This is a genomic window from Pseudomonas borbori (genome assembly GCF_900115555.1).
GTDB lineage: Bacteria > Pseudomonadota > Gammaproteobacteria > Pseudomonadales > Pseudomonadaceae > Aquipseudomonas > Aquipseudomonas borbori.
This window is the reverse complement of sequence record NZ_FOWX01000016.1, coordinates 82813-104041: the sequence shown is the minus strand read 5'-3', so window position 1 is coordinate 104041 and position 21229 is coordinate 82813. Positions and strand designations below refer to the sequence as shown.

At 66.0% G+C, this 21229-nt stretch carries 21 protein-coding genes; 9 read left to right on the top strand and 12 right to left on the bottom strand.

Going from position 1 to position 21229, the window contains the following annotated elements; genetic code table 11:
- Positions 1–68 precede the first annotated feature (68 nt).
- From BM315_RS13695 to glyQ, 4 genes are all read right to left on the bottom strand, one after another.
- Positions 69–842, bottom strand: coding sequence for a lysophospholipid acyltransferase family protein (locus tag BM315_RS13695; protein ID WP_090501863.1), 774 nt, complete (start codon positions 840–842; stop codon positions 69–71).
- Positions 843–868: 26 nt separating this feature from the next.
- Positions 869–1399: a D-glycero-beta-D-manno-heptose 1,7-bisphosphate 7-phosphatase gene (gene gmhB, locus BM315_RS13690; RefSeq protein WP_090501862.1), complete on the bottom strand. Its 531-nt coding sequence runs from the start codon at positions 1397–1399 to the stop codon at positions 869–871.
- Positions 1400–1484: 85 nt separating this feature from the next.
- On the bottom strand, positions 1485–3539 hold the full coding sequence (gene glyS, locus BM315_RS13685) for a glycine--tRNA ligase subunit beta (RefSeq protein WP_090501860.1): 2055 nt from the start codon (positions 3537–3539) through the stop codon (positions 1485–1487).
- Entirely contained in the window at positions 3536–4483 is a 948-nt protein-coding gene (glyQ, locus tag BM315_RS13680) for a glycine--tRNA ligase subunit alpha (RefSeq protein WP_090501858.1), read from the bottom strand. The genes glyS and glyQ overlap by 4 nt, the downstream gene beginning before the upstream one ends.
- A gap of 83 nt (positions 4484–4566) precedes the next feature.
- Between glyQ and BM315_RS13675 the strand changes: the two genes are divergently transcribed.
- The 4 genes from BM315_RS13675 to BM315_RS13660 all read left to right on the top strand — a co-directional run bounded on the left by BM315_RS13675 (position 4567) and on the right by BM315_RS13660 (position 7291).
- On the top strand, positions 4567–5121 hold the full coding sequence (locus BM315_RS13675) for a DNA-3-methyladenine glycosylase I (RefSeq protein ID WP_090501855.1): 555 nt from the start codon (positions 4567–4569) through the stop codon (positions 5119–5121).
- A 132-nt stretch (positions 5122–5253) separates the two neighbouring features.
- Positions 5254–6141, top strand: a complete 888-nt coding sequence (locus BM315_RS13670; protein ID WP_090501853.1) for a lysophospholipid acyltransferase — start codon at positions 5254–5256, stop codon at positions 6139–6141.
- A gap of 99 nt (positions 6142–6240) precedes the next feature.
- Positions 6241–6504, top strand: a complete 264-nt coding sequence (locus BM315_RS13665; protein WP_090501851.1) for a PilZ domain-containing protein — start codon at positions 6241–6243, stop codon at positions 6502–6504.
- Between the two features lie 127 nt (positions 6505–6631).
- The gene (locus BM315_RS13660) at positions 6632–7291 is read left to right on the top strand and encodes a 7-cyano-7-deazaguanine/7-aminomethyl-7-deazaguanine transporter (protein WP_090501849.1); all 660 of its coding nucleotides are present in this window, start codon (positions 6632–6634) and stop codon (positions 7289–7291) included.
- 35 nt (positions 7292–7326) lie between these two features.
- Here BM315_RS13660 and BM315_RS13655 read toward each other — a convergent pair whose 3' ends face one another.
- From BM315_RS13655 to def, 5 genes are all read right to left on the bottom strand, one after another.
- Positions 7327–7650, bottom strand: coding sequence for a tetratricopeptide repeat protein (locus BM315_RS13655; protein WP_090501847.1), 324 nt, complete (start codon positions 7648–7650; stop codon positions 7327–7329).
- 110 nt (positions 7651–7760) lie between these two features.
- A complete protein-coding gene (gene trkA / locus BM315_RS13650; RefSeq protein ID WP_090501846.1) occupies positions 7761–9134 on the bottom strand; it encodes a Trk system potassium transporter TrkA in 1374 nt (457 codons plus the stop codon).
- Positions 9131–10459, bottom strand: a complete 1329-nt coding sequence (rsmB, locus tag BM315_RS13645) for a 16S rRNA (cytosine(967)-C(5))-methyltransferase RsmB (protein WP_090501844.1) — start codon at positions 10457–10459, stop codon at positions 9131–9133. Before rsmB ends, trkA begins: the two co-directional genes overlap by 4 nt.
- The gene (gene fmt, locus BM315_RS13640; RefSeq protein WP_090501842.1) at positions 10456–11400 is read right to left on the bottom strand and encodes a methionyl-tRNA formyltransferase; all 945 of its coding nucleotides are present in this window, start codon (positions 11398–11400) and stop codon (positions 10456–10458) included. Before fmt ends, rsmB begins: the two co-directional genes overlap by 4 nt.
- 68 nt (positions 11401–11468) lie before the next feature.
- Positions 11469–11975, bottom strand: coding sequence for a peptide deformylase (gene def, locus BM315_RS13635; protein ID WP_090501840.1), 507 nt, complete (start codon positions 11973–11975; stop codon positions 11469–11471).
- Between the two features lie 152 nt (positions 11976–12127).
- Between def and BM315_RS13630 the strand changes: the two genes are divergently transcribed.
- The 3 genes from BM315_RS13630 (at position 12128) to tsaC (ending at position 14975) form a co-directional block, all read left to right on the top strand.
- Complete coding sequence (locus BM315_RS13630) at positions 12128–13153, top strand: LysM peptidoglycan-binding domain-containing protein (RefSeq protein ID WP_090501838.1); 1026 nt, start codon at positions 12128–12130, stop codon at positions 13151–13153.
- A 109-nt stretch (positions 13154–13262) separates the two neighbouring features.
- Positions 13263–14375 carry a DNA-processing protein DprA gene (gene dprA / locus BM315_RS13625; protein ID WP_090501836.1) on the top strand — a complete coding sequence of 371 codons (1113 nt, stop codon included), beginning with the start codon at positions 13263–13265 and terminating at the stop codon, positions 14373–14375.
- Between the two features lie 42 nt (positions 14376–14417).
- A complete protein-coding gene (tsaC, locus tag BM315_RS13620) occupies positions 14418–14975 on the top strand; it encodes an L-threonylcarbamoyladenylate synthase type 1 TsaC (protein WP_090501835.1) in 558 nt (185 codons plus the stop codon).
- A gap of 70 nt (positions 14976–15045) precedes the next feature.
- On the opposite strand, the gene BM315_RS13615 is transcribed toward tsaC, so the two are convergent.
- Positions 15046–16023, bottom strand: a complete 978-nt coding sequence (locus BM315_RS13615; RefSeq protein WP_090501833.1) for an NADPH:quinone reductase — start codon at positions 16021–16023, stop codon at positions 15046–15048.
- Between the two features lie 190 nt (positions 16024–16213).
- Between BM315_RS13615 and hemF the strand changes: the two genes are divergently transcribed.
- Together hemF and aroE are read left to right on the top strand one after the other, a co-directional pair.
- The gene (hemF, locus tag BM315_RS13610; protein WP_090501831.1) at positions 16214–17128 is read left to right on the top strand and encodes an oxygen-dependent coproporphyrinogen oxidase; all 915 of its coding nucleotides are present in this window, start codon (positions 16214–16216) and stop codon (positions 17126–17128) included.
- An 89-nt stretch (positions 17129–17217) separates the two neighbouring features.
- Positions 17218–18039, top strand: a complete 822-nt coding sequence (aroE, locus tag BM315_RS13605; RefSeq protein ID WP_090501829.1) for a shikimate dehydrogenase — start codon at positions 17218–17220, stop codon at positions 18037–18039.
- A gap of 137 nt (positions 18040–18176) precedes the next feature.
- On the opposite strand, the gene BM315_RS13600 is transcribed toward aroE, so the two are convergent.
- Together BM315_RS13600 and BM315_RS13595 are read right to left on the bottom strand one after the other, a co-directional pair.
- A complete protein-coding gene (locus BM315_RS13600; RefSeq protein WP_090501827.1) occupies positions 18177–19745 on the bottom strand; it encodes a SulP family inorganic anion transporter in 1569 nt (522 codons plus the stop codon).
- Between the two features lie 100 nt (positions 19746–19845).
- Positions 19846–21159 (bottom strand): anaerobic sulfatase maturase, encoded by a 1314-nt coding sequence (locus tag BM315_RS13595; protein ID WP_244527298.1) that lies wholly within the window; start codon positions 21157–21159, stop codon positions 19846–19848.
- Positions 21160–21229 lie beyond the last annotated feature (70 nt).

The window sequence follows — 21229 nt, the reverse complement described above, 5'->3', positions numbered from 1 at the left end:
ATAGGATGATTCCCAAGATTTCGCGCACAGCTTATCCACAGTTTTTCAAAAAACTTGGCGAACCTGATCTAAACGCTTTCGTGGACGTCGCACACGGCGTCTTCGGCAGCCAGGGCGCCGATATCGCGCTGTGCCTGGCTGATCCAGGCGAAGGCGCGATCGTTCAGCTCGGCAATCGCCCGCGGGCCTGTGCCTTCGGCCTGCATGGCCGGGCCTATCACCACCTGAACGGTGCCGGGGGTCTTGCCCCAGCCCTGCTTGGGCCAGAACTCGCCGGCGTTATGGGCGATGGGCAATACCGGCAGCTTGGCGTTGACCGCCAGGGCGGCGCCGCCGCGGGAGAACTTGCCGATCTGGCCGGTGGCGATCCGCGTACCTTCCGGGAAGATCAGCACCCAGGCGCCCTGCTCCAGGCGCTCGTGGCCCTGTTTGGCCAGCTGCTTGAGGGCGGCTTTGGGGTTGCTGCGGTCGATGGCGATGGGTTTGAGCATGGCCATGGCCCAGCCAAAGAAGGGTACATAGAGCAGTTCGCGCTTGAGCACCTGGCTCAGCGGTTCGAACAGCGCCGAGAGAAAGAAGGTCTCCCAGGTGCTCTGGTGCTTGGCGAGAATCACGCAGGGTCGCTGCGGGATGTTCTCCAGGCCTTTGACTTCATAGCGGATGCCCAGCAGCACCTTGGCCAGCCACACGGCGCAACGGCACCAGGTCTGATTGACGAAACGGTAGCGCGCCCGAAACGGCAGGAAGGGCGCAACGAATACGCTGAGAATGCACCAGACGCAGGCGCTGACAGACAGCAACAGGTAGAAGAGGAAGGTTCTGAGGGTCTGCATTGTCGACATGGGGGCGTTTACCGTCCTGCGTTATTTCAGTGGATAAGCTGGCTGGCGACCGCCGCCAGATCGTCGAATACCAGGGTGCCTGCCGGCAATGGCTGGGCCAGGGTCAGCAGGCCTTTGCCGGTCTTGACCAGGACCGGCTGGCAACCGACGGCCAGAGCGGCTTTCAGGTCGCCGCCGCTGTCGCCGACGAACCACACTCCGGCCAGGCTGGTGTCGTAATGTGTGGCGATCTGCCGGAGCATACCGGGCTTTGGCTTGCGGCAGTCGCAACCGTCATCCGGGCCATGCGGGCAATGCACGATCAGCCCCAGCTCGCCGCCCTGCTCGGCCACCAGTTGGCGCAGGCGCGCGTGCATCGCCTCCAGCGCCGTCTGATCGTAATAGCCACGGGCCAGGCCCGACTGGTTGGTGGCCACCGCGACCGTCCAGCCTGCCCGGGACAAGCGCGCGATGGCCTCGACGGCGCCGGGCAGCGGAATCCACTCGTCGAGGCTCTTGATATAGGCGTCGGAGTCGTAATTGATCACGCCGTCGCGATCGAGAATGAGTAGTTTCATAGCTGCAAGCTCCAAGCCTCAAGCTGCAAGTAAAAGCGGACTGCTTGCCGCTTGAAGCTTGCAGCTTGCCGCTCGGTGCAGGGCCTCAGCCCAGCACCGAGATATCGGCCACGCCGAGGAACAGGCCACGCAGTTTGGCCAGCAACGCATAGCGGTTGGCTCGCACCGCCGGATTCTCGGCGTTGACCAGCACCGACTCGAAGAAGGCGTCGACCGGTTCGCGCAGGCCGGCCAGTTGCGCCAGGGCGGCGCTGTACTGACGCGCCTCGGCGAGTGGCTGCACGGTCTGTTCGGCCTGCTGGATGGCGGCGTTGAGGGTGAACTCGCTCGGCGTATCGAAGTGGTGGGCCTGGATGCTGGCGGCGACCTGCCCCTCGGCCTTGCCCAGCAGATTCGACACGCGCTTGTTGGCGGCGGCCAGGGCCGCGGCTTCGGGCAGGCTGCGGAAGACCTGCACGGCCTGTACGCGCTGGTCGAAGTCCAGTGGCGAGACCGGATTGACCGCGCGCACCGCCTGATACACGGCGACCTCGACGCCCTCGTCTTCATAACGCGCGCGCAGGCGGTCGAAGATGAAGTCCTGCACCTGGGACGCCAGGTCGCCGGCTTTGACCTTGCCGTCGAACTGTTCGATGGCGAAGGCGACGGTCGCCACCAGATCCAGGTCCAGCTGCTTCTCGATCAGGATGCGCAGCACGCCCAGGGCGGCACGACGCAGGGCATAGGGGTCCTTGCTGCCGGTGGGCAGCATGCCGATGCCGAAGATGCCGACCAGGGTGTCGAGCTTGTCGGCCAGGGCCACCGCGGCGCCGGTCAGGGTGCTCGGCAGTTCGGCGCCGGCACCGCGCGGCATGTAGTGCTCGTTGAGCGCCAGGGCGACGTCTTGCGCCTCGCCGTCATGCGTGGCGTAGTAGTAACCGGCGATGCCCTGCATTTCCGGGAATTCGCCGACCATCTCGCTGGCCAGGTCGCACTTGCACAGCAGGCCGGCGCGCGCGGCGCGAGTCGCGTCGCCGCCGACGCGCGCGGCGATGAAGCCGGCCAGGGCGGAAACCCGCTTGGCCTTGTCGTAGACCGAGCCGAGCTGGGCCTGGAACACCACATTGGCCAGGCGCTGGTTGAGGGTCTCGAGCTTGTGCTTCTGGTCCTGCTTGAAGAAGAATTCGGCGTCGGTCAGGCGCGGACGCACGACTTTCTCGTTGCCGGCAATGATCTGCTGCGGATCCTTGCTCTCGATATTGGTCACGGTGATGAAGCGCGGCAGCAGCTTGCCGTTGGCATCGAGCAGGCAGAAGTATTTCTGGTTGTCCTGCATGGTGATGATCAGCGCCTCCTGGGGCACCTCGAGGAAGCGCTCCTCGAAGGAGCAGACCAGCGGCACCGGCCATTCGACCAGGGCACTGACTTCATCGAGCAACGCCGGCGGCACTATCGCGCTGCCCTGCTGTTCGCTGGCCAATTGCTCGATGCGCGCGGCGATCTGCCCACGGCGCTCGGCGAAATCGGCGATCACATAGGCGCTGCGCAGGTCTTCGGCGTAGTTGGCCGGGCTGCTGATGCGCACGTCGTGGTTGGCGTGGAAGCGGTGACCGCGGGAAACCCGGCCGGACCTCTGGGCGAGGATTTCGCAATCGATCACCGCATCGCCGAACAGCATCACCAGCCACTGGCTCGGGCGGACGAATTCGGTCTTGCGCGCACCCCAGCGCATGCGCTTGGGAATCGGCAGCTCGTTCAGCGAGGTTTCGACGATGCCCGGCAGCAGGCCGACCGCGGCCTGGCCGGGAATGCGCTGGCTGAATCTCAGCTTCGGCCCGCTGCGGTCGATCTCGGCCAGGTCGACGCCACACTTCTTGGCGAAGCCCAAGGCGGCCTGGGTCGGCATACCGTCCTTGTCGAAGGCCGCTTGCAGTGGCGGGCCATCGAGGTTCTGGGTGCGATCGGCCTGTTGTTCTTCGAGTTGCTCGACCAACACCGCGAGGCGCCGCGGCGCGGCGTAGTAGCGCACCTGGCCATAGCTCAGGCCGGCGGCCTTCAGGCCCTTTTCGATGCCGGCGAGAAAGGCCTGGCCTAGGCTGTTCAGGGATTTCGGCGGCAGCTCTTCGGTGCCCAGTTCTACCAGAAAATCGTGCGCACTCATTCTGCTGCCTCCAGCTTGGCTAGTACTTCATCACGCAGGTCGGGGGCGGCGAGCGGGAAGCCGAGCTTGCGCCGCGCCTGCAGGTAGCTCTGCGCCACGGCGCGGGCCAGGGCGCGTACGCGCAGGATGTATTGCTGGCGCGCGGTCACCGAAATGGCCCGGCGTGCATCCAGCAGGTTGAAGGTGTGCGAGGCCTTGAGCACCATCTCGTAGGTTGGCAGCGGCAGTTCCAGCTCGATCAGGCGATTGGCTTCCGACTCATAGAAATCGAACAGCTCGAACAGCTTGTCGACGTTGGCGTGCTCGAAGTTGTAAGTCGACTGCTCCACCTCGTTCTGGTGGAACACATCGCCGTAGGTCACGGTGCCAAACGGGCCGTCGGTCCAGATCAGGTCGTAGACCGAGTCGACGCCCTGAATGTACATGGCCAGGCGTTCCAGGCCGTAGGTGATCTCGCCGGTTACCGGGTAGCATTCGATGCCGCCGACCTGCTGGAAGTAGGTGAACTGGGTGACTTCCATGCCGTTCAGCCAGATTTCCCAGCCCAGACCCCAGGCGCCGAGGGTCGGCGATTCCCAGTTGTCTTCGACGAAGCGGACGTCGTGCACCAACGGGTCGATGCCGATGGCCTGCAGCGAGCCGAGGTACAGCTCCTGGAAGTTTTCCGGGTTCGGCTTCAAGACTACCTGGAACTGGTAGTAATGCTGCAGGCGGTTGGGGTTCTCGCCGTAGCGGCCGTCGGTGGGGCGACGGGAGGGCTGCACGTAGGCGGCGTTCCAGGTCTCCGGGCCGACGGCGCGCAGGAACGTGGCAGTGTGGAAGGTGCCGGCGCCCACTTCCATATCGTAAGGCTGTAACACCACACAACCTTGCTCGGCCCAGTATTGTTGCAGGGTGAGGATCAAGTCTTGGAAGGTGCGCACGGCAGGCGTAGTCTGGCTCACGGAAAATTCACCTGTTGGGGCTGCGACAGAAAGGGCGGGAGTATACCCCAATCCACGCGGCCTCCACCGCCCAGGAAGGCCCTATGCCCCGCTGCTTCTGGTGTACCGACGACCCGCTCTACCAGGCCTATCACGATCGGGAATGGGGTGTGCCGCAGCGCGATCCCCAGGCGCTGTTCGAGCTGTTGCTGCTGGAGGGCTTCCAGGCCGGCCTGTCCTGGATCACCGTGCTGAAGAAGCGCGAACGCTACCGCGAGGTGCTGTTCGGCTTCGATCCCCGGCGCCTGGCCGAGATGAGCGATGAGTACCTGGAAAGCCTGATGCAGGACCCCGGGATCATCCGCAACCGCCTGAAACTCAAGGCCGCGCGGCAGAACGCGCAGGCCTGGCTACGGCTGGAAGATCCAGTGGCGCTGCTCTGGTCGTTCGTCGACGGGCAGCCGAAGATCAATCACTTCAGCGAGCGCAGCCAGATGCCGAGCGTCACCGTGGAGGCCGAAGCCATGAGCAAGACGCTGAAGAAGGCCGGTTTCACCTTCGTCGGCCCGACCATCTGCTACGCCTATATGCAGGCCACGGGCATGGTCATGGACCACGCCACCGATTGCGACCGCTATGCCGAACTGTGCCGTGCCTAGCGGGGATGGGGGTGCGCCCCGCCTGGATCATCCGCGTGAATGGCGGGTTGCACCCGCCCTAAATCCCTGACATTGCTCAGCCCTGGCCACTCTTGGTTACACTAGGCACCTTTTGCCCGTGCGGAGTCGTCTGTGGAAAAGCTCAAAGGTGCCTTGGTGGTGGGTTTTCTGCGCCTGTTCGCCCTGCTCCCCTGGCGTGCGGTGCAGGCGGTGGGCAATCTCATCGGCTGGCTGATGTGGAAGCTGCCGAACAGCTCGCGCGAGGTGGTGCGGATCAACCTGGCCAAGTGCTTTCCCGAGCTGGACGAGGCCGAGCGCGAGCGCCTGGTCGGGCAGAGCCTCAAGGACATCGGCAAGACCCTCACCGAAAGCGCCTGCGCCTGGATCTGGCCGGCACACAAATCCATCGGCCTGATCCGTGAGGTCGAGGGCCTGGAGGTCCTCGAGGACGCCCTGGCCAGCGGTAAGGGCGTGGTCGGCATCACCAGCCATCTGGGCAACTGGGAGGTGCTCAATCACTTCTACTGCGCCCAGTGCAAGCCGATCATTTTCTATCGGCCGCCCAAGCTCAAGGCGGTCGACGAACTGTTGCGCCAGCAGCGCGTGCAGTTGGGCAACCGGGTGGCGCCCTCGACCCGTGAAGGCATCCTCAGCGTCATCAAGGAAGTGCGCAAAGGCGGCGCCGTGGGCATTCCCGCCGACCCCGAGCCGAGCCTGTCGGCGGGGGTGTTCGTGCCCTTCCTGGCGACCCGGGCGCTGACCAGCAAGTTCGTGGCCGGCATGCTCACTGGCGGCAAGGCCCGCGGCGTGTTCCTGCATGCCGTGCGCCTGGCCGATGGTTCCGGCTTCAAGGTGATCCTCGAGGCGGCGCCGGCGCAGATGTACAGCGAAGATGTGGAGACCGCGGTGGCGGCGATGAGCGAGGTCATCGAGAAATACGTGCGGGCCTACCCGAGCCAGTACATGTGGAGCATGAAACGCTTCAAGAAGCGCCCGCCGGGCGAGCAGAAGTGGTATTGAAGCGAGGCGTCCGATCGGCGCCTTGAGCGCATTGTCGCTCGGTTTTTCCAGAAAGTTGCGCTATTAATTGCACCTCCCCTGCTAAGGACGGTCACCGCTATGCCCAGTCAGCGCCAGCATCCACGTACCTCGATGAAGTGCCGGATCAAGATCTGCCACCCGAGTTTCGGTGAAGTGGTGGCGCAGACCCGCGACCTTTCCGATGGTGGTGTCTACGTCAAACACCCGGATCTGCTGGCCCTGCCCCAGGGCACGCTAGTCACGGGCCAGGTGCAGGACCTGCCGATCGAGGCACCGGTGCTGCAGATGGAAGTGATGCGGGTCGACGCCGAGGGTATCGGCCTGCGCTTCATCGAGCGCTGACACGCCGTCCGCGGCGCATAAAAACTTATCCTGGCGGTCAAGAAAACGCTAGAATGCCGCGCGGTTGATAGTTCCCCCGCCGCGGCAATGGGTTCCCTAACCCCATCTCATTGAAAAAGGACCCGTCATGCCAACGCTCCCTGCGACGATCTGGCGCCCGGCTCTGGCCGGCCTGATCGCCTTTCACATGCTGATCATCATTGCCAGCAACTACCTGGTGCAGTTGCCCATGAGTCTGTTCGGCTGGCAGACCACCTGGGGTGCGTTCAGCTTTCCGTTTATCTTCCTGGCCACCGACCTGACCGTGCGCCTGCTCGGTAAAGGCCCGGCGCGCCAGGTGATCGCCCGGGTCATGCTGCCGGCGCTGATCGCCTCTTATGGGGTGTCCGTACTGTTCCAGAGCGGCAGTTTCGCCGGCCTTGCCGCCTTGCAGGAGTTCAACCTGTTCGTCGCCCGTATCGCCCTGGCCAGCTTCCTCGCCTATGTCCTCGGGCAACTGCTGGATATCCAGGTATTCGACCGCCTGCGCAACCTGCGCCAATGGTGGCTGGCGCCAGCCGCCTCGACGCTACTGGGCAACCTGCTGGATACTTTCGCCTTCTTCTCCATCGCCTTCTGGCACAGCAGCGACCCGTTCATGGCCGAGCACTGGATCGAGATCGCCAGCGTGGATTATGCGATCAAGCTGGCGGTCAGCCTGCTGCTGTTCGTGCCGCTCTACGGCATGCTGCTCAGCGCCATCGCCCGGGCCGTGCCCAGGCGCGCAGCGCTGTCTTCCCGAGTCTGACGGCGGCGCAAGCCGGGTGATCCACGGCTGGTGAGCTACTCGGCTTGCGGCTGGTGTTTGTCCAGCTTGCGCAGGAATACCGTCATTTCCTTTTCCGCCTGCTTGTCGCCATGCTCGCGCGCGGCTTGCAGGCCCTGCTCCCAGGCCTGGCGGGCCGCCAGTGGTTGCTCGGCGGCCAGCAGCGCCTTGCCCAGCAGCTTCCAGGCGGCCGAATACTTGGGGTCGAACTCGACGCAGCGCTGCAGGTGTTCGGCGGCGCGCGCCGGCTCGCCCGTATCCAGATAGCCCTTGCCCAGGCCGAAGCGCAACAGGGCGTTGTCCACGCCCTTGGCCAGCATTTTTTCCAGGGATTCGAGCATAAAACCTCCGAGTAGGAGCGGGGGGAACGCCTAGTTCCTTGTCCGCGAGCCGGGCAACCCAAGAGCTTCGCGGGCATGGCCCGCTCCTACGCTCAGAAAAACGTCGGGGTTCAAAAAAACGTCAGGCCGACCTGGAACAGCCGTTCGGCATCGCGAATGTACTTCTTGTCTACCAGGAACAGGATCACGTGGTCGCCGGATTCGATCACCGTGGCGTCGTGGGCGATCAGCACTTCCTCGGCGCGGATGATCGCACCTATGGTGGTGCCCGGCGGCAGCGGGATGTCCTGGATGGCGCGGCCGACCACCTTGCTCGACTTGGCGTCGCCGTGGGCGATGGCCTCGATGGCTTCGGCGGCGCCGCGGCGCAACGAGTGCACGCTGACGATATCGCCGCGGCGCACGTGGGTCAGCAGGGTGCCGATGGTGGCCAGCTGCGGGCTGATGGCGATATCGATCTCGCCGCCCTGGACCAGGTCGACGTAGGCCGGGTTGTTGATCAGGGTCATCACCTTGCGCGCGCCGAGGCGCTTGGCCAGCAGCGACGACATGATGTTGGCCTCGTCGTCGTTGGTCAGGGCGAGGAAGATGTCGGCATCGCTGATGTTCTCCTCGACCAGCAGGTCCTTGTCCGAGGCGCTGCCCTGCAGGACCACGGTGCTGTCGAGGTTTTCCGAGAGGTAGCGGCAGCGCGCCGGGTTCATCTCGATGATCTTCACCTGGTAGCGGCTCTCGATGGCCTCGGCCAGGCGCTCGCCGATATGCCCGCCGCCGGCGATCACCACCTTCTTGTAGCTGACTTCCAGGCGGCGCATCTCGCTCATCACCGCACGGATATGGCCCTTGGCGGCGATGAAGAACACCTCGTCGTCGGCCTCGATCACGGTGTCGCCATGGGGAATGATCGGCCGGTTGCGGCGGAAGATCGCCGCCACCCGGGTGTCGACATTGGGCATGTGCTCGCGCAGCTGGCGCAGTTGCTGGCCGACCAGCGGGCCGCCGTAATAGGCGCGCACGGCCACCAGTTGGGCTTTGCCCTCGGCGAAGTCGATCACCTGCAGGGCGCCGGGGTATTCGATCAGGCGCTTGATGTAGTTGGTCACCACCTGTTCCGGGCTGATCAGCACGTCGACCGGGATCGACTCGTTGCAGAACAGGCCGGAGCGGGTCAGGTAGGCGGCCTCGCGCACCCGGGCGATCTTGGTCGGGGTGTGGAACAGGCTGTAGGCGACCTGGCAGGCGATCATGTTGACCTCGTCGCTGTTGGTCACCGCGATCAGCATGTCGGCATCGTCCGCACCGGCCTGGCGCAGCACCGTGGGAAAGGAGCCACGGCCCTGCACGGTGCGGATATCCAGGCGGTCGCCGAGGTCGCGCAGGCGGTCGCCGTCGGTGTCGACCACGGTGATGTCGTTGGCCTCGCTGGCCAGGTGTTCCGCCAGGGTGCCGCCGACCTGACCGGCGCCGAGAATGATGATTTTCAAGCGATCACTCCTGTTGGGTGGGGAGACGTGGCGATCTTGCTCAGCTTGGCATAGTAGAAACCATCATGGCCGTCGATTTGTGGCAGCAGCTGGCGGCCATGGGCTGGCTGCAGACCGAAGTCGGCGCTTATCTGCAGCTCGCGTGCGCTTGGCGTGCGGGCGAGAAAGGCGGCGATGGTATCGCTGTTTTCCGTCGGCAGCACTGAGCAGGTGGCGTACAGCAGGATGCCGCCGACTTCCAGGGTTGGCCACAGGGCATCGAGCAACTCGCCCTGCAGCTGCGCCAGCGCCGGAATATCCGCGGCCTGGCGGGTTAGCTTGATGTCCGGATGGCGACGAATCACCCCGGTCGCCGAGCACGGCGCGTCGAGCAGAATCCGCTGGAACGGCTGGCCGTCCCACCAGGCCGCGGTATCACGACCATCGGCGGCGATCAGCTCGGCGTCGAGGTTGAGGCGCCTGAGGTTTTCGCGCACCCGCACCAGGCGCTTCTCTTCCAGATCCACTGCCACCACGCCGGCCAGTGCCGGCTCGGCTTCGAGCAGGTGACAGGTCTTGCCGCCCGGCGCGCAGCAGGCATCCAGCACTCGTTGCCCGGGTGCCAGTTCGAGCAGCTCGGCGGCCAGTTGCGCGGCTTCGTCCTGCACGCTGACCCAGCCTGCGGCGAAGCCCGGCAGAGTGGTGACGTCGCAGGCCTGGAGCAAACGGATGCCGTCGCGGCTGAAGGCGCAGGGCTCGGCCTCGAAGCCGACCCGGCGCAGTTCGGCCAGGTAGTCATCGCGGCTGCCCAGGCGCCGATTGACCCGCAGGATCAGTGGCGGATGGGCATTGTTGGCCGCGCAGATGGCCTGCCATTGCTCGGGCCAGTGGGCTTTCAGGGCCTTCTGCAGCCAGCGCGGATGGGCGCTATGCAGCACCGGATCGCGCTCCAGGCTGGCAATGATACTGTCGCTGTCGCGCTGGGCGTTGCGCAGCACGGCATTGAGCAGGCCCTTGAGCGACGGCTTCTTCAGCTTGTCGACACAGGCCACCGTCTCGCCGATGGCGGCGTGGGCCGGAATCCGGGTATAGAACAGCTGATACAGGCCGATCAGCAGCAGCGCCTCGACGTCACGGTCGGCCGCCTTGAAGGGCTTTTGCAGCAGTTTGTCGGCGATCAGGGCCAGGCGCGGTTGCCAGCGCGCGGTGCCGAAGGCCAGATCCTGGGCCAGGCCGCGGTCGCGCTGCTCGACCCTGTCCAGCAGCGGCGGCAGGCTGCTGCCCAGCGAGGCCTTGCCATTGAGCACCACAGCCAGGGCGCGGGCGGCCGCCAGGCGCGGGTTCATAGACCGAGCACCAGGCCGACGGCGAACTGCTCGCGGCGGCTGTTGTACAGCTCACGGAAATCAAGCGCCTTGCCGCCGGGCAATTGCAGGCGGGTCAAGCGCAGTGCGCCTTGGCCACAGGCCACGGTCAGGCCCTGCTTGTCGGCCGCCAGGATGGTGCCGGGAGCACCGCTGCCCTCGCCCAGCTCGGCCGCGTGCACCTTCAGGGCTTCGCCATTCAACGTGCTGTGGCAGATCGGCCAGGGCTGGAAGGCGCGGATCAGGCGTTCCAGCTGCACGGCCGGGCGTGTCCAGTCCAGGCGCGCCTCGTCCTTGTTCAGCTTGTGTGCGTAGGTGGCCAGGCCGTCGTCCTGCACTTCGCCGTGCAGCGTAGCGGCGGCCAGGCCGGCGATGGCCTGGATAACCGCCTGCGGGCCGAGGCGGGCCAGGCGGTCGTGCAGGCTGCCGCCGGTGTCGTCGGCGGTGATCGGCGTGCGCACTTTCAACAGCATCGGCCCGGTGTCCAGGCCGGCTTCCATCTGCATCACGGTGACCCCGGACTCGGGGTCGCCGGCTTCGATGGCGCGCTGGATCGGCGCGGCACCGCGCCAGCGCGGCAGCAGCGAGGCGTGGCTGTTGATGCAGCCCAGACGCGGGATATCCAGCACCGCCTGGGGCAGGATCAGGCCGTAGGCCACCACCACCAGCAGGTCGGGCTTGAGCGCGGCCAGCTCGGCTTGCGCCTCTTCAGTGCGCAGGCTGGCCGGCTGGTACACCGGGATGGCGTTTGCCACGGCGAGCTGCTTGACCGGGCTGGCGGCGAGTTTCTGCCCGCGGCCTGCCGGGCGATCCGGCTGGCTATACACCGCAACGAGCTGGTGAGGGCTATCGAGCAGGGCCCTGAGGTGTTCGGCGGCGAACTCCGGGGTGCCGGCGAAGACGATGCGCAAAGACTCGGACATGGATTCTCGCTAATCACTACGGAAAAGAAAAAGGCTTGCCGTGGCAAGCCTTCTATACAAGCTGTGGTTCAAGCCTGCTGGCGATGTTGCTTTTCCAGCTTCTTCTTGATGCGGTCGCGTTTCAGGTTGGACAGGTAATCGACGAACAGCTTGCCGTTGAGGTGGTCGCATTCGTGCTGGATGCACACCGCGAGCAGGCCTTCGGCGATCAGCTCGAAGGGTTGGCCATCGCGGTCCAGCGCCTTGATCCCGACTTTTTGCGGGCGGTCGACGTTTTCGTAGAAGCCCGGCACCGACAGGCAACCTTCCTGATACTGGTCCACCTGGTCGGTGAGGATCTCGAACTCGGGGTTGATGAACACCCGCGGCTCGCTTCTGTCTTCCGACAGATCCATCACCACCAGACGCTTGTGTACGTTGACCTGGGTCGCAGCCAGGCCGATGCCGGGGGCTTCGTACATGGTTTCGAACATGTCGTCGATCAACTGACGCAAGGCGTCGTCGACCACATCCACCGGCTTGGCGATGGTGCGCAGACGCGGATCGGGAAATTCGAGGATGTTTAAAATCGCCATATGCGTTTGTGATGCACTTGTGGAATAAAGTCAAAATCCGCTGCTAAGATGATGAGCAGCATTGAAAAACGGCTTCACGCCGCAGTACTACTGGGTTTAGTCGCGGCGCTAGGGCGCTCCACGTGAAGGCACATAATAAAGGGATTCACCGCATGAGGAAATCACTACTCGCCCTGCTATTGCTTGCCGCTAGCGGCTTGACCCAGGGCGAAGTGCAACTCAAGGACGGTCACCCAGACCGTTATACCGTGGTCAAGGGCGATACCCTCTGGGATATTTCCGGGCGGTTTCTCCGCCAACCGTGGAAATGGCCGGAAATCTGGCACGCCAACCCGCAGGTGGAAAACCCTCATCTGATCTATCCCGGCGACCTGCTCAGCCTGGTCTACATCGACGGTCAGCCGCGCCTGATGCTCAACCGCGGCGAGTCGCGCGGCACCATCAAGCTGTCGCCGCAAGTGCGCAGCACGCCGATGGCCGAAGCCATTCCGACCATCCCGCTGGGGGCGATCAACAGCTTTCTGCTGAGCAACCGCATCGTCGATACCCCTGAACAGTTCGCCGGCGCGCCCTATATAGTCGCCGGCAACGCCGAGCGTGTGGTCAGTGGGGCCGGGGATCGGGTCTATGCGCGTGGGGCTTTCGATGAAGCCGCGCCGGTGTACGGCATCTTCCGTCAGGGTAAAACCTATGTCGATCCGGACACCCAGGAGTTCCTCGGGATCAACGCCGATGACATCGGCGGCGGCGAGATCGTTGCCGAGGAAGGCGATATCGGCACCATGCACCTGACCCGTACGACCCAGGAAGTGCGCCTCGGCGACCGCCTGTTCGCCACCGAAGAACGGGCGATCACCTCGACCTTCATGCCCAGCGAGCCGAGCCGCGAAATCAACGGCCTGATCCTCGACGTCCCGCGTGGCGTGACCCAGATCGGCCAGTTCGATGTGGTCACCCTGAACAAGGGCGCGCGTGATGGCCTGGCCGAGGGCAACGTGCTGGCGATCTACAAGACCGGCGAAACCGTGCGCGACCGGGTCACCGGCGAGTCGGTGAAGATCCCCGATGAGCGGGCCGGCTTGCTGATGGTGTTCCGCACCTACGAGAAGCTCAGCTATGGCCTGATCCTTGGCGCCACCCGCTCTCTCGAGCTGATGGACAAGGTGCGTAACCCGTAACGCCCCGCCACCCGCCACCCGCTTGCGCGGTTGGCTTTTCTGTTGCACCGCTACCTGCCGCCCGCAGCCTCTCGAGGCGTGCGGGCGCGACCGATCAAGGATGATCGCCATGGCGCAATGCCCCCGCTATAGCATTTCCCCTGCCGAACTCGAAGCCCGCCTGCGCCTGCACAGCCTGCCGGAGCTTGGCCCGCGGCGTTTTCGCAAATTGCTCAGCGCCTTCGACAGCGCCTCCGCGGCCCTCAGTGCGCCAGCCAGTGCCTGGCGTGCGCTGGGTTTGCCGGTCGCCTGCGCCGAGCCGCGGCGCAGCAGCGCGGTGCGTGAGCACGCCGCGGCCGCCCTGGCCTGGCTGGAGGCCGAGCGCCATCATCTGTTGATGTGGGACGACCCCACTTACCCGGGCTTGCTCGCCGAGCTCGGCGATGCCCCGCCCCTGCTGTTCGTCGCCGGCGATCCGGGGTTGCTCGAGCTGCCGCAACTGGCCATGGTCGGCAGCCGCCGCGCCTCGCGTCCCGGGCTGGATACCGCGCACAGCTTCGCCCGCAGCCTGGCTGGCGGCGGCTTTGTGATCACCAGCGGCCTGGCCCTGGGCATTGACGGCGCCGCCCATCGCGGCGCCTTGGATGTGGCGGGCAAGACCATCGCGGTACTCGGCACCGGCTTGCAGTGCCTGTATCCGGCGCGGCACCGGCAATTGGCCGCGGACATAGTCGAGCACGGCGGCGCGCTGGTGTCCGAGTTGCCGCTGGCTTGCCCGCCGCATGCGAGCAATTTCCCCCGGCGCAATCGCATCATCAGCGGCCTGTCTCTCGGCGTGCTGGTGGTCGAGGCCAGCCCGTCCAGCGGCTCGCTGATCACCGCGCGGCTGGCGGCCGAGCAAGGCCGCGAGGTCTATGCCATCCCCGGCTCCATCCACCATCCGGGGGCGCGCGGTTGCCATCAGTTGATCCGCGATGGCGCCGTGCTGGTGGAAAGCATTGCGCATATTCTCGAAGCGCTGCGCGGCTGGCAGCTGCAACCGCCGTCGGCGAGCGAGGCGAGTCCGCTGCAAGGCTTCGAGCACCCGTTGCTCGACTTGCTGCATGCGGCGCCGCACAGCAGCGAAGCCCTGGCGGCGGTCAGCGGTTGGCCGTTGTCGCAGGTGCTGGCGGCCCTCACCGAGCTGGAGCTGGACGGCCATATCGCCTGCGAAGCCGGACGCTGGGTGGGCCGCGCCCGCTAGCTTGGATACACTGCGCGGCAGGCATAGGCGGGAGAGTGGTGAATGGTTAGCCGTTGGCAGATACAGCAGGCAGCGCGGGTGGTGCGTCAGGGCGGAATAATCGCTTACCCGACCGAGGCGGTGTGGGGCCTGGGCTGCGACCCGTGGAATGAACTCGCGGTGGAGCGGCTCCTGGCGCTGAAAGAGCGGCCGATGAACAAGGGCCTGATTCTGGTGGCGGACAGCATTGAGCAGTTTGATTTTCTTCTCGAAGACCTGCCGGATATCTGGCAAGAGCGCCTGGCCGGCACCTGGCCGGGGCCCAATACCTGGCTGGTGCCGCATCAGCAGCGCCTGCCCGAATGGATCACCGGCGAGCACAGCAGCGTCGCCCTGCGCGTCAGTGATCACCCGCTGGTGCGCGAACTCTGCGCCCTCACCGGCCCGCTGGTGTCGACCTCGGCCAATCCGGCCGGGCGCCCGGCGGCCCGCTCGCGCCTGCGGGTCGAACAGTACTTCCCGCGGCAACTGGACAAGGTGCTCGGCGGCGCCCTGGGCGGGCGCAAGAACCCCAGTCTGATCCGCGACCTGATCAGCGGCGATGTAATCAGGCCGTCCTGACCGTAGGGTGCGCTGCGCGCACCGCAACGCCCTTGCATGAAACACAGGTGCGCACGGCGCACCCTACGTTTTACGGCAACAGAATGGTCGAGCCGGTGGTCTGCCGGGCGCTCAGGGCGGCTTGCGCGGCGGCGGCGTCCTTGAGTGCATAGCGGTTGCTGATATCGACCTTGAGTTGACCGCTTTCGATCATGCCGAACAGTTCGTCGGCCATCATCTGCAGGCGCTCGGGGGTGTCGGCGTAGCCGGCCACCGTCGGCCGGGTGACGAACAGCGAGCCCTTCTGCGCAAGGATGCCCAGGTTGACCCCGGTCACCGCGCCCGAGGCGTTGCCGAAGCTGACCAGCAGGCCGCGCGGGGCGACGCAGTCCAGGGAGATTTCCCAAGTGTCCTTGCCGACCCCGTCGTAGACCACCGGACACTTGTGCCCGTCGGTCAGCTCCAGTACGCGCTGGACCACGTCCTCGTGGCTGTAATCGATGGTCGCCCAGGCGCCCTGCGCCATGGCCCGCGCGGCTTTCTCGGCCGAACCGACGGTGCCGATCAGCCTGACCCCCAGCGCCTTGGCCCACTGGCAGGCGAAGGAGCCGACGCCACCGGCGGCGGCATGGAACAGGATGGTTTCGCCGCCCTTGAGCGGGAACACCTGGCGCAACAGGTACTGCACCGTCAGGCCCTTGAGCATCACCGCCGCGGCCTGTTCGAAGCTGATCGCGTCAGGCAGCTTGACCAGCTTGCTCGCCGGCAGCACGTGCAGCTCGCTGTAGGCGCCCAGTGGCCCGGTGGCGTAGGCTACGCGGTCGCCGACCTGGAACTGGCTGACCTGGGCGCCGACCGCCTCGACGATGCCGGCGCCCTCGTTGCCCAGGCCCGACGGCAGGGCCGGTGGTGGATACAGGCCGCTGCGGAAATAGGTGTCGATGAAGTTCAGGCCGATCGCCTGGTTCTGCACGCGGACCTCGTGGGGGCCGGGTGCGGCTGGCTGGTAGTCGCGGTACTCGAGGACGTCGGGGCCGCCGTGGCTGCTGAATTGAATACGCTTGGCCATACAAGGCTCCTTGCTGCAGGGGGTTCGACCGAACCGCCGATGATGGCGGCCGGGGCGCGTCGGGCATCTATCCAACCGTGTCGCTCGAGCGGCGTCAACTGCGAGGGCCCATGGGCAAATGTTATGCTTGGCCTCGATTCCGCCGGCTGGGCAGTTCCCCGGCTGGCCTGACTGCTTTCAAGGTGGTGCCGTGAGTGACCGTACCGAGGCCGTGAAGGCCTATCTGCTCGACCTGCAAGACCGTATCTGCGCCGCCCTGCAAGCCGAGGATGGCGGCGCCGAGTTCTTCGAGGACAGCTGGCAGCGCCCGGCCGGCGGCGGTGGCCGCACGCGGGTGATCGAGAATGGCGCGCTGATCGAAAAGGGCGGGGTCAACTTCTCCCACGTGTTCGGCGACGGCCTGCCGCCTTCGGCCAGCGCCCATCGGCCCGAGCTGGCCGGGCGCGGCTTCGAGGCCCTCGGCGTGTCCCTGGTGATCCACCCGGAAAACCCCTACGTGCCCACCTCCCATGCCAACGTGCGCTTCTTCAGCGCCGAGAAGGAGGGCGAGAAGCCGGTCTGGTGGTTCGGCGGCGGCTTCGACCTGACCCCCTATTACGCCAACGAGGAAGACTGCGTGCACTGGCACCGGGTCGCCTATGAGGCCTGCGCGCCCTTCGGTGCGGAGGTCTACCCGCGTTTCAAGGAGTGGTGCGACCGCTACTTCCAGATCAAGCACCGCGGCGAGCCGCGCGGGATTGGCGGCCTGTTCTTCGATGATCTGAACCAGTGGGACTTCGCCACCAGCTTCGCCTTCATGCGTGCGATCGGCGATGCCTACCTGGCGGCCTACCTACCCATCGTGCAACGGCGCAAGCTGACCCCCTACGGCGAACGCGAGCGCGAGTTCCAGGCCTTCCGCCGTGGCCGTTACGTCGAGTTCAACCTGGTCTACGACCGCGGCACCCTGTTCGGCCTGCAGTCCGGCGGGCGCACCGAGTCGATCCTGATGTCGCTGCCGCCCCAGGTGCGCTGGGGTTATGACTGGAAAGCCGCGCCGGGCAGCGAGGAAGCGCGCCTGACCGAGTATTTTCTGACCGACCGCGATTGGCTCTCGGCGACGTAGTAGTTGCGTAGCCCGGATGGAATCTGGCTGAGTCACAATAGACGGTAGGGTGGGCTCAAGCCCACCCTACGCATCCCACGAGGTGTTTCATGGACCGCTACGGCGTATTCGGCAACCCCATCGCGCACAGCAAGTCGCCGATGATTCACCGGCTGTTTGCCGCGCAGACCGGCGAGCAGCTGAGCTACGAGGCGCTGCTCGCGCCGCTGGACAACTTCGCCGGTTTCGCCCGGCACTTCTTCGCCGCGGGCAAGGGCGCCAACGTCACCGTGCCGTTCAAAGAGCAGGCCTTTCAGCTGGCCGACAGCCTGACCGCCCGCGCCCGACGCGCCGGCGCGGTGAATACCCTGAAGAAGCTGGATGACGGCAGCCTGCTCGGCGACAACACCGACGGCGCCGGCCTGGTGCGCGACCTGACCGTCAACGCCGCCTTCGACCTGCGCGGCAAGCGCATCCTCCTGCTGGGTGCCGGCGGGGCCGTGCGCGGCGTGCTCGAGCCGCTGCTGGCGCAACAGCCGGCGGCCCTGGTGATCGCTAATCGCACGCTGGCCAAGGCCGAGCAGCTGGCCGGCGAATTCGCCGACCTGGGCCCGGTGCTGGCCTGCGCTTTCGACCGGATCGATGCGCCGGTCGACCTGATCGTCAACGGCACCTCGGCCAGCCTGGCCGGCGAGCTGCCACCGCTGGCGGCGAGCCTGATCAGGCCCCATCACACGCTGTGCTACGACATGATGTACGCCAGGCAGCCAACTGCGTTCAACCGCTGGGCCGCCGAGCAGGGCGCAGGCCGTACCCTGGATGGCCTGGGCATGCTGGTCGAACAGGCCGCCGAGGCGTTCTTCCTCTGGCGCGGCGTGCGCCCGGACAGCGAGCCGGTATTGGCCGAGTTACGCCGCTCGCTCGCGGCCTGAAGCGGGCTGAATGCCCCGGTTGATTGCCTGGCGCAAGCTCGGCAGCCGACTGCAACCCCTAGGGTGCGCTGCGCGCACCAACGACTCGCCGATCATGGCACATGGCATAAGCGTACAAGCGCAGCGCCCCCGGAAGCCTAATCCTCGAACCGCACCGGGCACAGCTCGGCGCCTTCGAGTTTGAGGATTTCCTCGATCACCTGGGGCCGGGCGCGGCGCAGGATCAGCTGGCGGCCTTGGGCGTGCAGGCGGCGCGCCTCCTGATGGAGCATCTCCACCCCGGCGTAGTCGATGAAGTTGACGTGGTGGGCGTCGATGATCACCCGCTCGCCCTTGCTGCGCTGGATGAGCTGTTGCAGATAGTGGCAGGCGCCGAAAAAGATCGAGCCTTCGACGCGCAACAGTTCCTCCTCGCCCTCCTGCCAGAATTTAACCCGCGGCTGCGAGGTGCGCTTGAGGTAGAAGAACAGCGAGGCCAGCACCCCGGCATAGATCGCCGTCTGCAGCTCCAGCAGCAGGGTGGCGAGCAGAGTCAGCAGCATCACCAGGAACTCCGAGCGGCTGACCCGGAACAGCGCGCGCAGCCCGGCGATATCCACCAGCCCCCAGCAGATCAGCAGGATCCCCGCGGCCATGCTCGGCAGCGGAATGTGCGCGATCAGCCTGGCGCCGAGCAGGGCGAACAGCGCCACCAGCAACGCGGAAAATACCCCGGCCAGGGGCGAGCGCGCGCCGGCTTGCAGGTTCAGCGCCGAACGGGTGAAGGAGCCGGCCGACAACGAGGCGGAGAACCAGGGGCCGATCAGGTTCGACAGGCCCTGGGCGCGCACTTCCTGGTTGGCGTCGAGAAACTGCTGGGATCTGCCGGCCAGGGCGCGGGCGATCGACAGGCTGGTGACCAGGCCGAGCATGCCGCAGGCCACCGCCGCCGGCAGCAGCGCGAGGACGCTTTCCAGCTCGAAACGCAGCGGGCTGAACGGCGGCAGGCGACCCTCGAAGGCGCTGACCAGGGCGATGCCGCCGAGCTGGGCCGGCCAGGCCAGCACGAGCAGGCTGCCGGCGACCAGGCCGATCAGCAGGGCCGGCAAACGCGGCCACAGACGCCGGATCAGCAGGCTGACGCCGAGGGTGAAGCCGGCCACGGCCAGGGCGCGCCAGTCGGTTTGCGCCAGGTGCTGGCCGATATTGAGGATGGTCGCCAGCGCCGTGGCCTGGCTGGGTACAGCGATGCCGAGCAAGTTGGGCAACTGGCCGAGGGCGATGACCACGGCCGCGCCCAGGGTGAAGCCGAGCACCACCGAGTGCGAGACGAAATTGACCAGAGCGCCGAAGCGCAGCAGACCGAGCAGCCACTGGAACAGCCCGGCGAGAAAGCTCAGCAACAGGATCAGGGCGATGAAATCGTCGCTGCCCGGCGTCGCCAGTGGGCTGACGCTGGTGAACAGGACGATGGAGATCGCCGCGGTGGGCCCGCAGATCAGGTGCCAGGACGAGCCCCACAGGCAGGCGACGATCACCGGCACTATGGCCGCGTACAGGCCGTATTCCGCCGGCAGCCCGGCGATCAGGGCGTAGGCGATGGATTGCGGCAGGGCCAGGATGGCGCCGCTCAGACCCACCAGCAGATCGCTGGCGAGGCTGCGCTTGCTGGTGTTGGGCAACCATCTGAGAAAGGGCAGCAGCGTCTGGCGGCTGGGTAGCGGCATTCAGTGGCGCTCTTCGGTGGCGTGGACAGTCTCGCATGGGCACCCGCTGCGGTCGGGATCCGTGCGCAGCGGTGGGATCAACCCTACGCAATCCGGACGGTTAATTCAAAGCCGATCCCCTGCCAGGGTCTGTTGGCGCAGGGACACAGCACTGCTTGCGGGGTCGTCCACTGCCGCAAGGGCAGGGCCGCTTGAGCGCGGCTGCTGAATCGCTGCGGCGGGCGGCCAGCAGCGGCATGATCGCGGCCGCGGGGCTGCCGTGGCGAATGAGGTGCGCCATCGCGTCCAGCAAGGGGCCGGCATGGGTGAAGAAACGCCGGTAGGCGGCGCAGAAATAGTTGAGCCCTTGCTCTGCGCTGGCCTCGCTGGCCAGGAAGCGGTGCTTGGGACAACCGCCGTTGCACGCGAAGCGGTATTCGCATTGCTGGCAACGGCGCGGCAGGCTCGCGCGCTTGTCCTCGCCGAAGCGGCGCAGTGCCGTGCTGGCGGCCAGCTGCCCAAGCGGTTGCTGCATGATGTTGCCCAGGCGGTATCCGGGATAGACATAGTGGTCGCAGGCATAGAGGTCGCCATTGTGTTCGAGTGCCAGGCCCCGCCCGCAGGTTTCCGCGAAGATGCATAGTGCCGCGGGCCCGCCCAGCCACAGGCCCAATTGCACGTCGAAGAGCTGAACGAAGACCCGCCCGACGTCATGGCGGACCCATTCGTCGAAAATGGCGCAGAGGAAATCCCCGTATTCCAGGGGGCGCACGCTCCAGGGCGTCACCTGCATGGAGGGCTGTTCCGGTCCGCCCTCCGTCGGGCCGGCGAGGCATCCCTGCGGGCTGCTGCGCTCGACCACCGGGATAAATTGCATGAAGGTCACGCCGCACTCGCGCAGGAAGCGGTAGAGCTCGAGCGGCCGGCTCACGTTGTCGTGGTTGACCGTCACCAGCACGTTGAACTCGACCCGCTGCGCCCGCAGCAGATCGAGCGCCGCCATGACCCGGCCCGAGGTCGGCTGCCCACGCCGGTCGCGGCGATGCTGGTCATGCAGGTCGGGCGGGCCGTCGATGCTGAGGCCGAGCAGAAAATCATGCTGGCGCAAGAAACCCGCCCATTGCTCGGTCAGCAAGGTGCCATTGGTTTGTAGCGAGTTGCGGATCGTTTTTCCCGCGGGCCGGTGTTTTTCTTGCAGCGCCACGATGCGGGCGAAGTAGTCGAGTCCCAGCAGGGTTGGCTCGCCGCCCTGCCAGGCAAACCAGATCTCGGCAACCCCGGCGGAGTCCTGCGCGGCGATGTAATCGGCAATGAAGCGCTCGAGCACGGCGTCGCTCATCCGGAACTTCTGCTCCCGTGGATAGAGGCGTTCCTTCTCGAGGTAATAGCAATAGGTACAGGCGAGGTTGCAGCGCGGGCCGATCGGCTTGCTCATGACATGAAAGGGCCCTGCCGCGGGCTGTCCGGCAATGGATGACATCAGGGTTGCCTCGTGCTGTTGTGCT

Coding starts and splice junctions, on each gene's coding strand:
- BM315_RS13695 (WP_090501863.1), bottom strand. CDS start 842: ATGTCGACAATGCAGACCCTCAGAACCTTCCTCTTCTACCTGTTGCTG.
- fmt (WP_090501842.1), bottom strand. CDS start 11,400: ATGTCCGAGTCTTTGCGCATCGTCTTCGCCGGCACCCCGGAGTTCGCC.
- BM315_RS13600 (WP_090501827.1), bottom strand. CDS start 19,745: ATGCCGCTACCCAGCCGCCAGACGCTGCTGCCCTTTCTCAGATGGTTG.
- gmhB (WP_090501862.1), bottom strand. CDS start 1,399: ATGAAACTACTCATTCTCGATCGCGACGGCGTGATCAATTACGACTCC.
- glyS (WP_090501860.1), bottom strand. CDS start 3,539: ATGAGTGCGCACGATTTTCTGGTAGAACTGGGCACCGAAGAGCTGCCG.
- BM315_RS13655 (WP_090501847.1), bottom strand. CDS start 7,650: ATGCTCGAATCCCTGGAAAAAATGCTGGCCAAGGGCGTGGACAACGCC.
- BM315_RS13675 (WP_090501855.1), top strand. CDS start 4,567: ATGCCCCGCTGCTTCTGGTGTACCGACGACCCGCTCTACCAGGCCTAT.
- aroE (WP_090501829.1), top strand. CDS start 17,218: ATGGACCGCTACGGCGTATTCGGCAACCCCATCGCGCACAGCAAGTCG.
- BM315_RS13595 (WP_244527298.1), bottom strand. CDS start 21,159: ATGAGCAAGCCGATCGGCCCGCGCTGCAACCTCGCCTGTACCTATTGC.
- def (WP_090501840.1), bottom strand. CDS start 11,975: ATGGCGATTTTAAACATCCTCGAATTTCCCGATCCGCGTCTGCGCACC.
- rsmB (WP_090501844.1), bottom strand. CDS start 10,459: ATGAACCCGCGCCTGGCGGCCGCCCGCGCCCTGGCTGTGGTGCTCAAT.
- BM315_RS13615 (WP_090501833.1), bottom strand. CDS start 16,023: ATGGCCAAGCGTATTCAATTCAGCAGCCACGGCGGCCCCGACGTCCTC.
- BM315_RS13630 (WP_090501838.1), top strand. CDS start 12,128: ATGAGGAAATCACTACTCGCCCTGCTATTGCTTGCCGCTAGCGGCTTG.
- BM315_RS13665 (WP_090501851.1), top strand. CDS start 6,241: ATGCCCAGTCAGCGCCAGCATCCACGTACCTCGATGAAGTGCCGGATC.
- BM315_RS13660 (WP_090501849.1), top strand. CDS start 6,632: ATGCCAACGCTCCCTGCGACGATCTGGCGCCCGGCTCTGGCCGGCCTG.
- dprA (WP_090501836.1), top strand. CDS start 13,263: ATGGCGCAATGCCCCCGCTATAGCATTTCCCCTGCCGAACTCGAAGCC.
- tsaC (WP_090501835.1), top strand. CDS start 14,418: ATGGTTAGCCGTTGGCAGATACAGCAGGCAGCGCGGGTGGTGCGTCAG.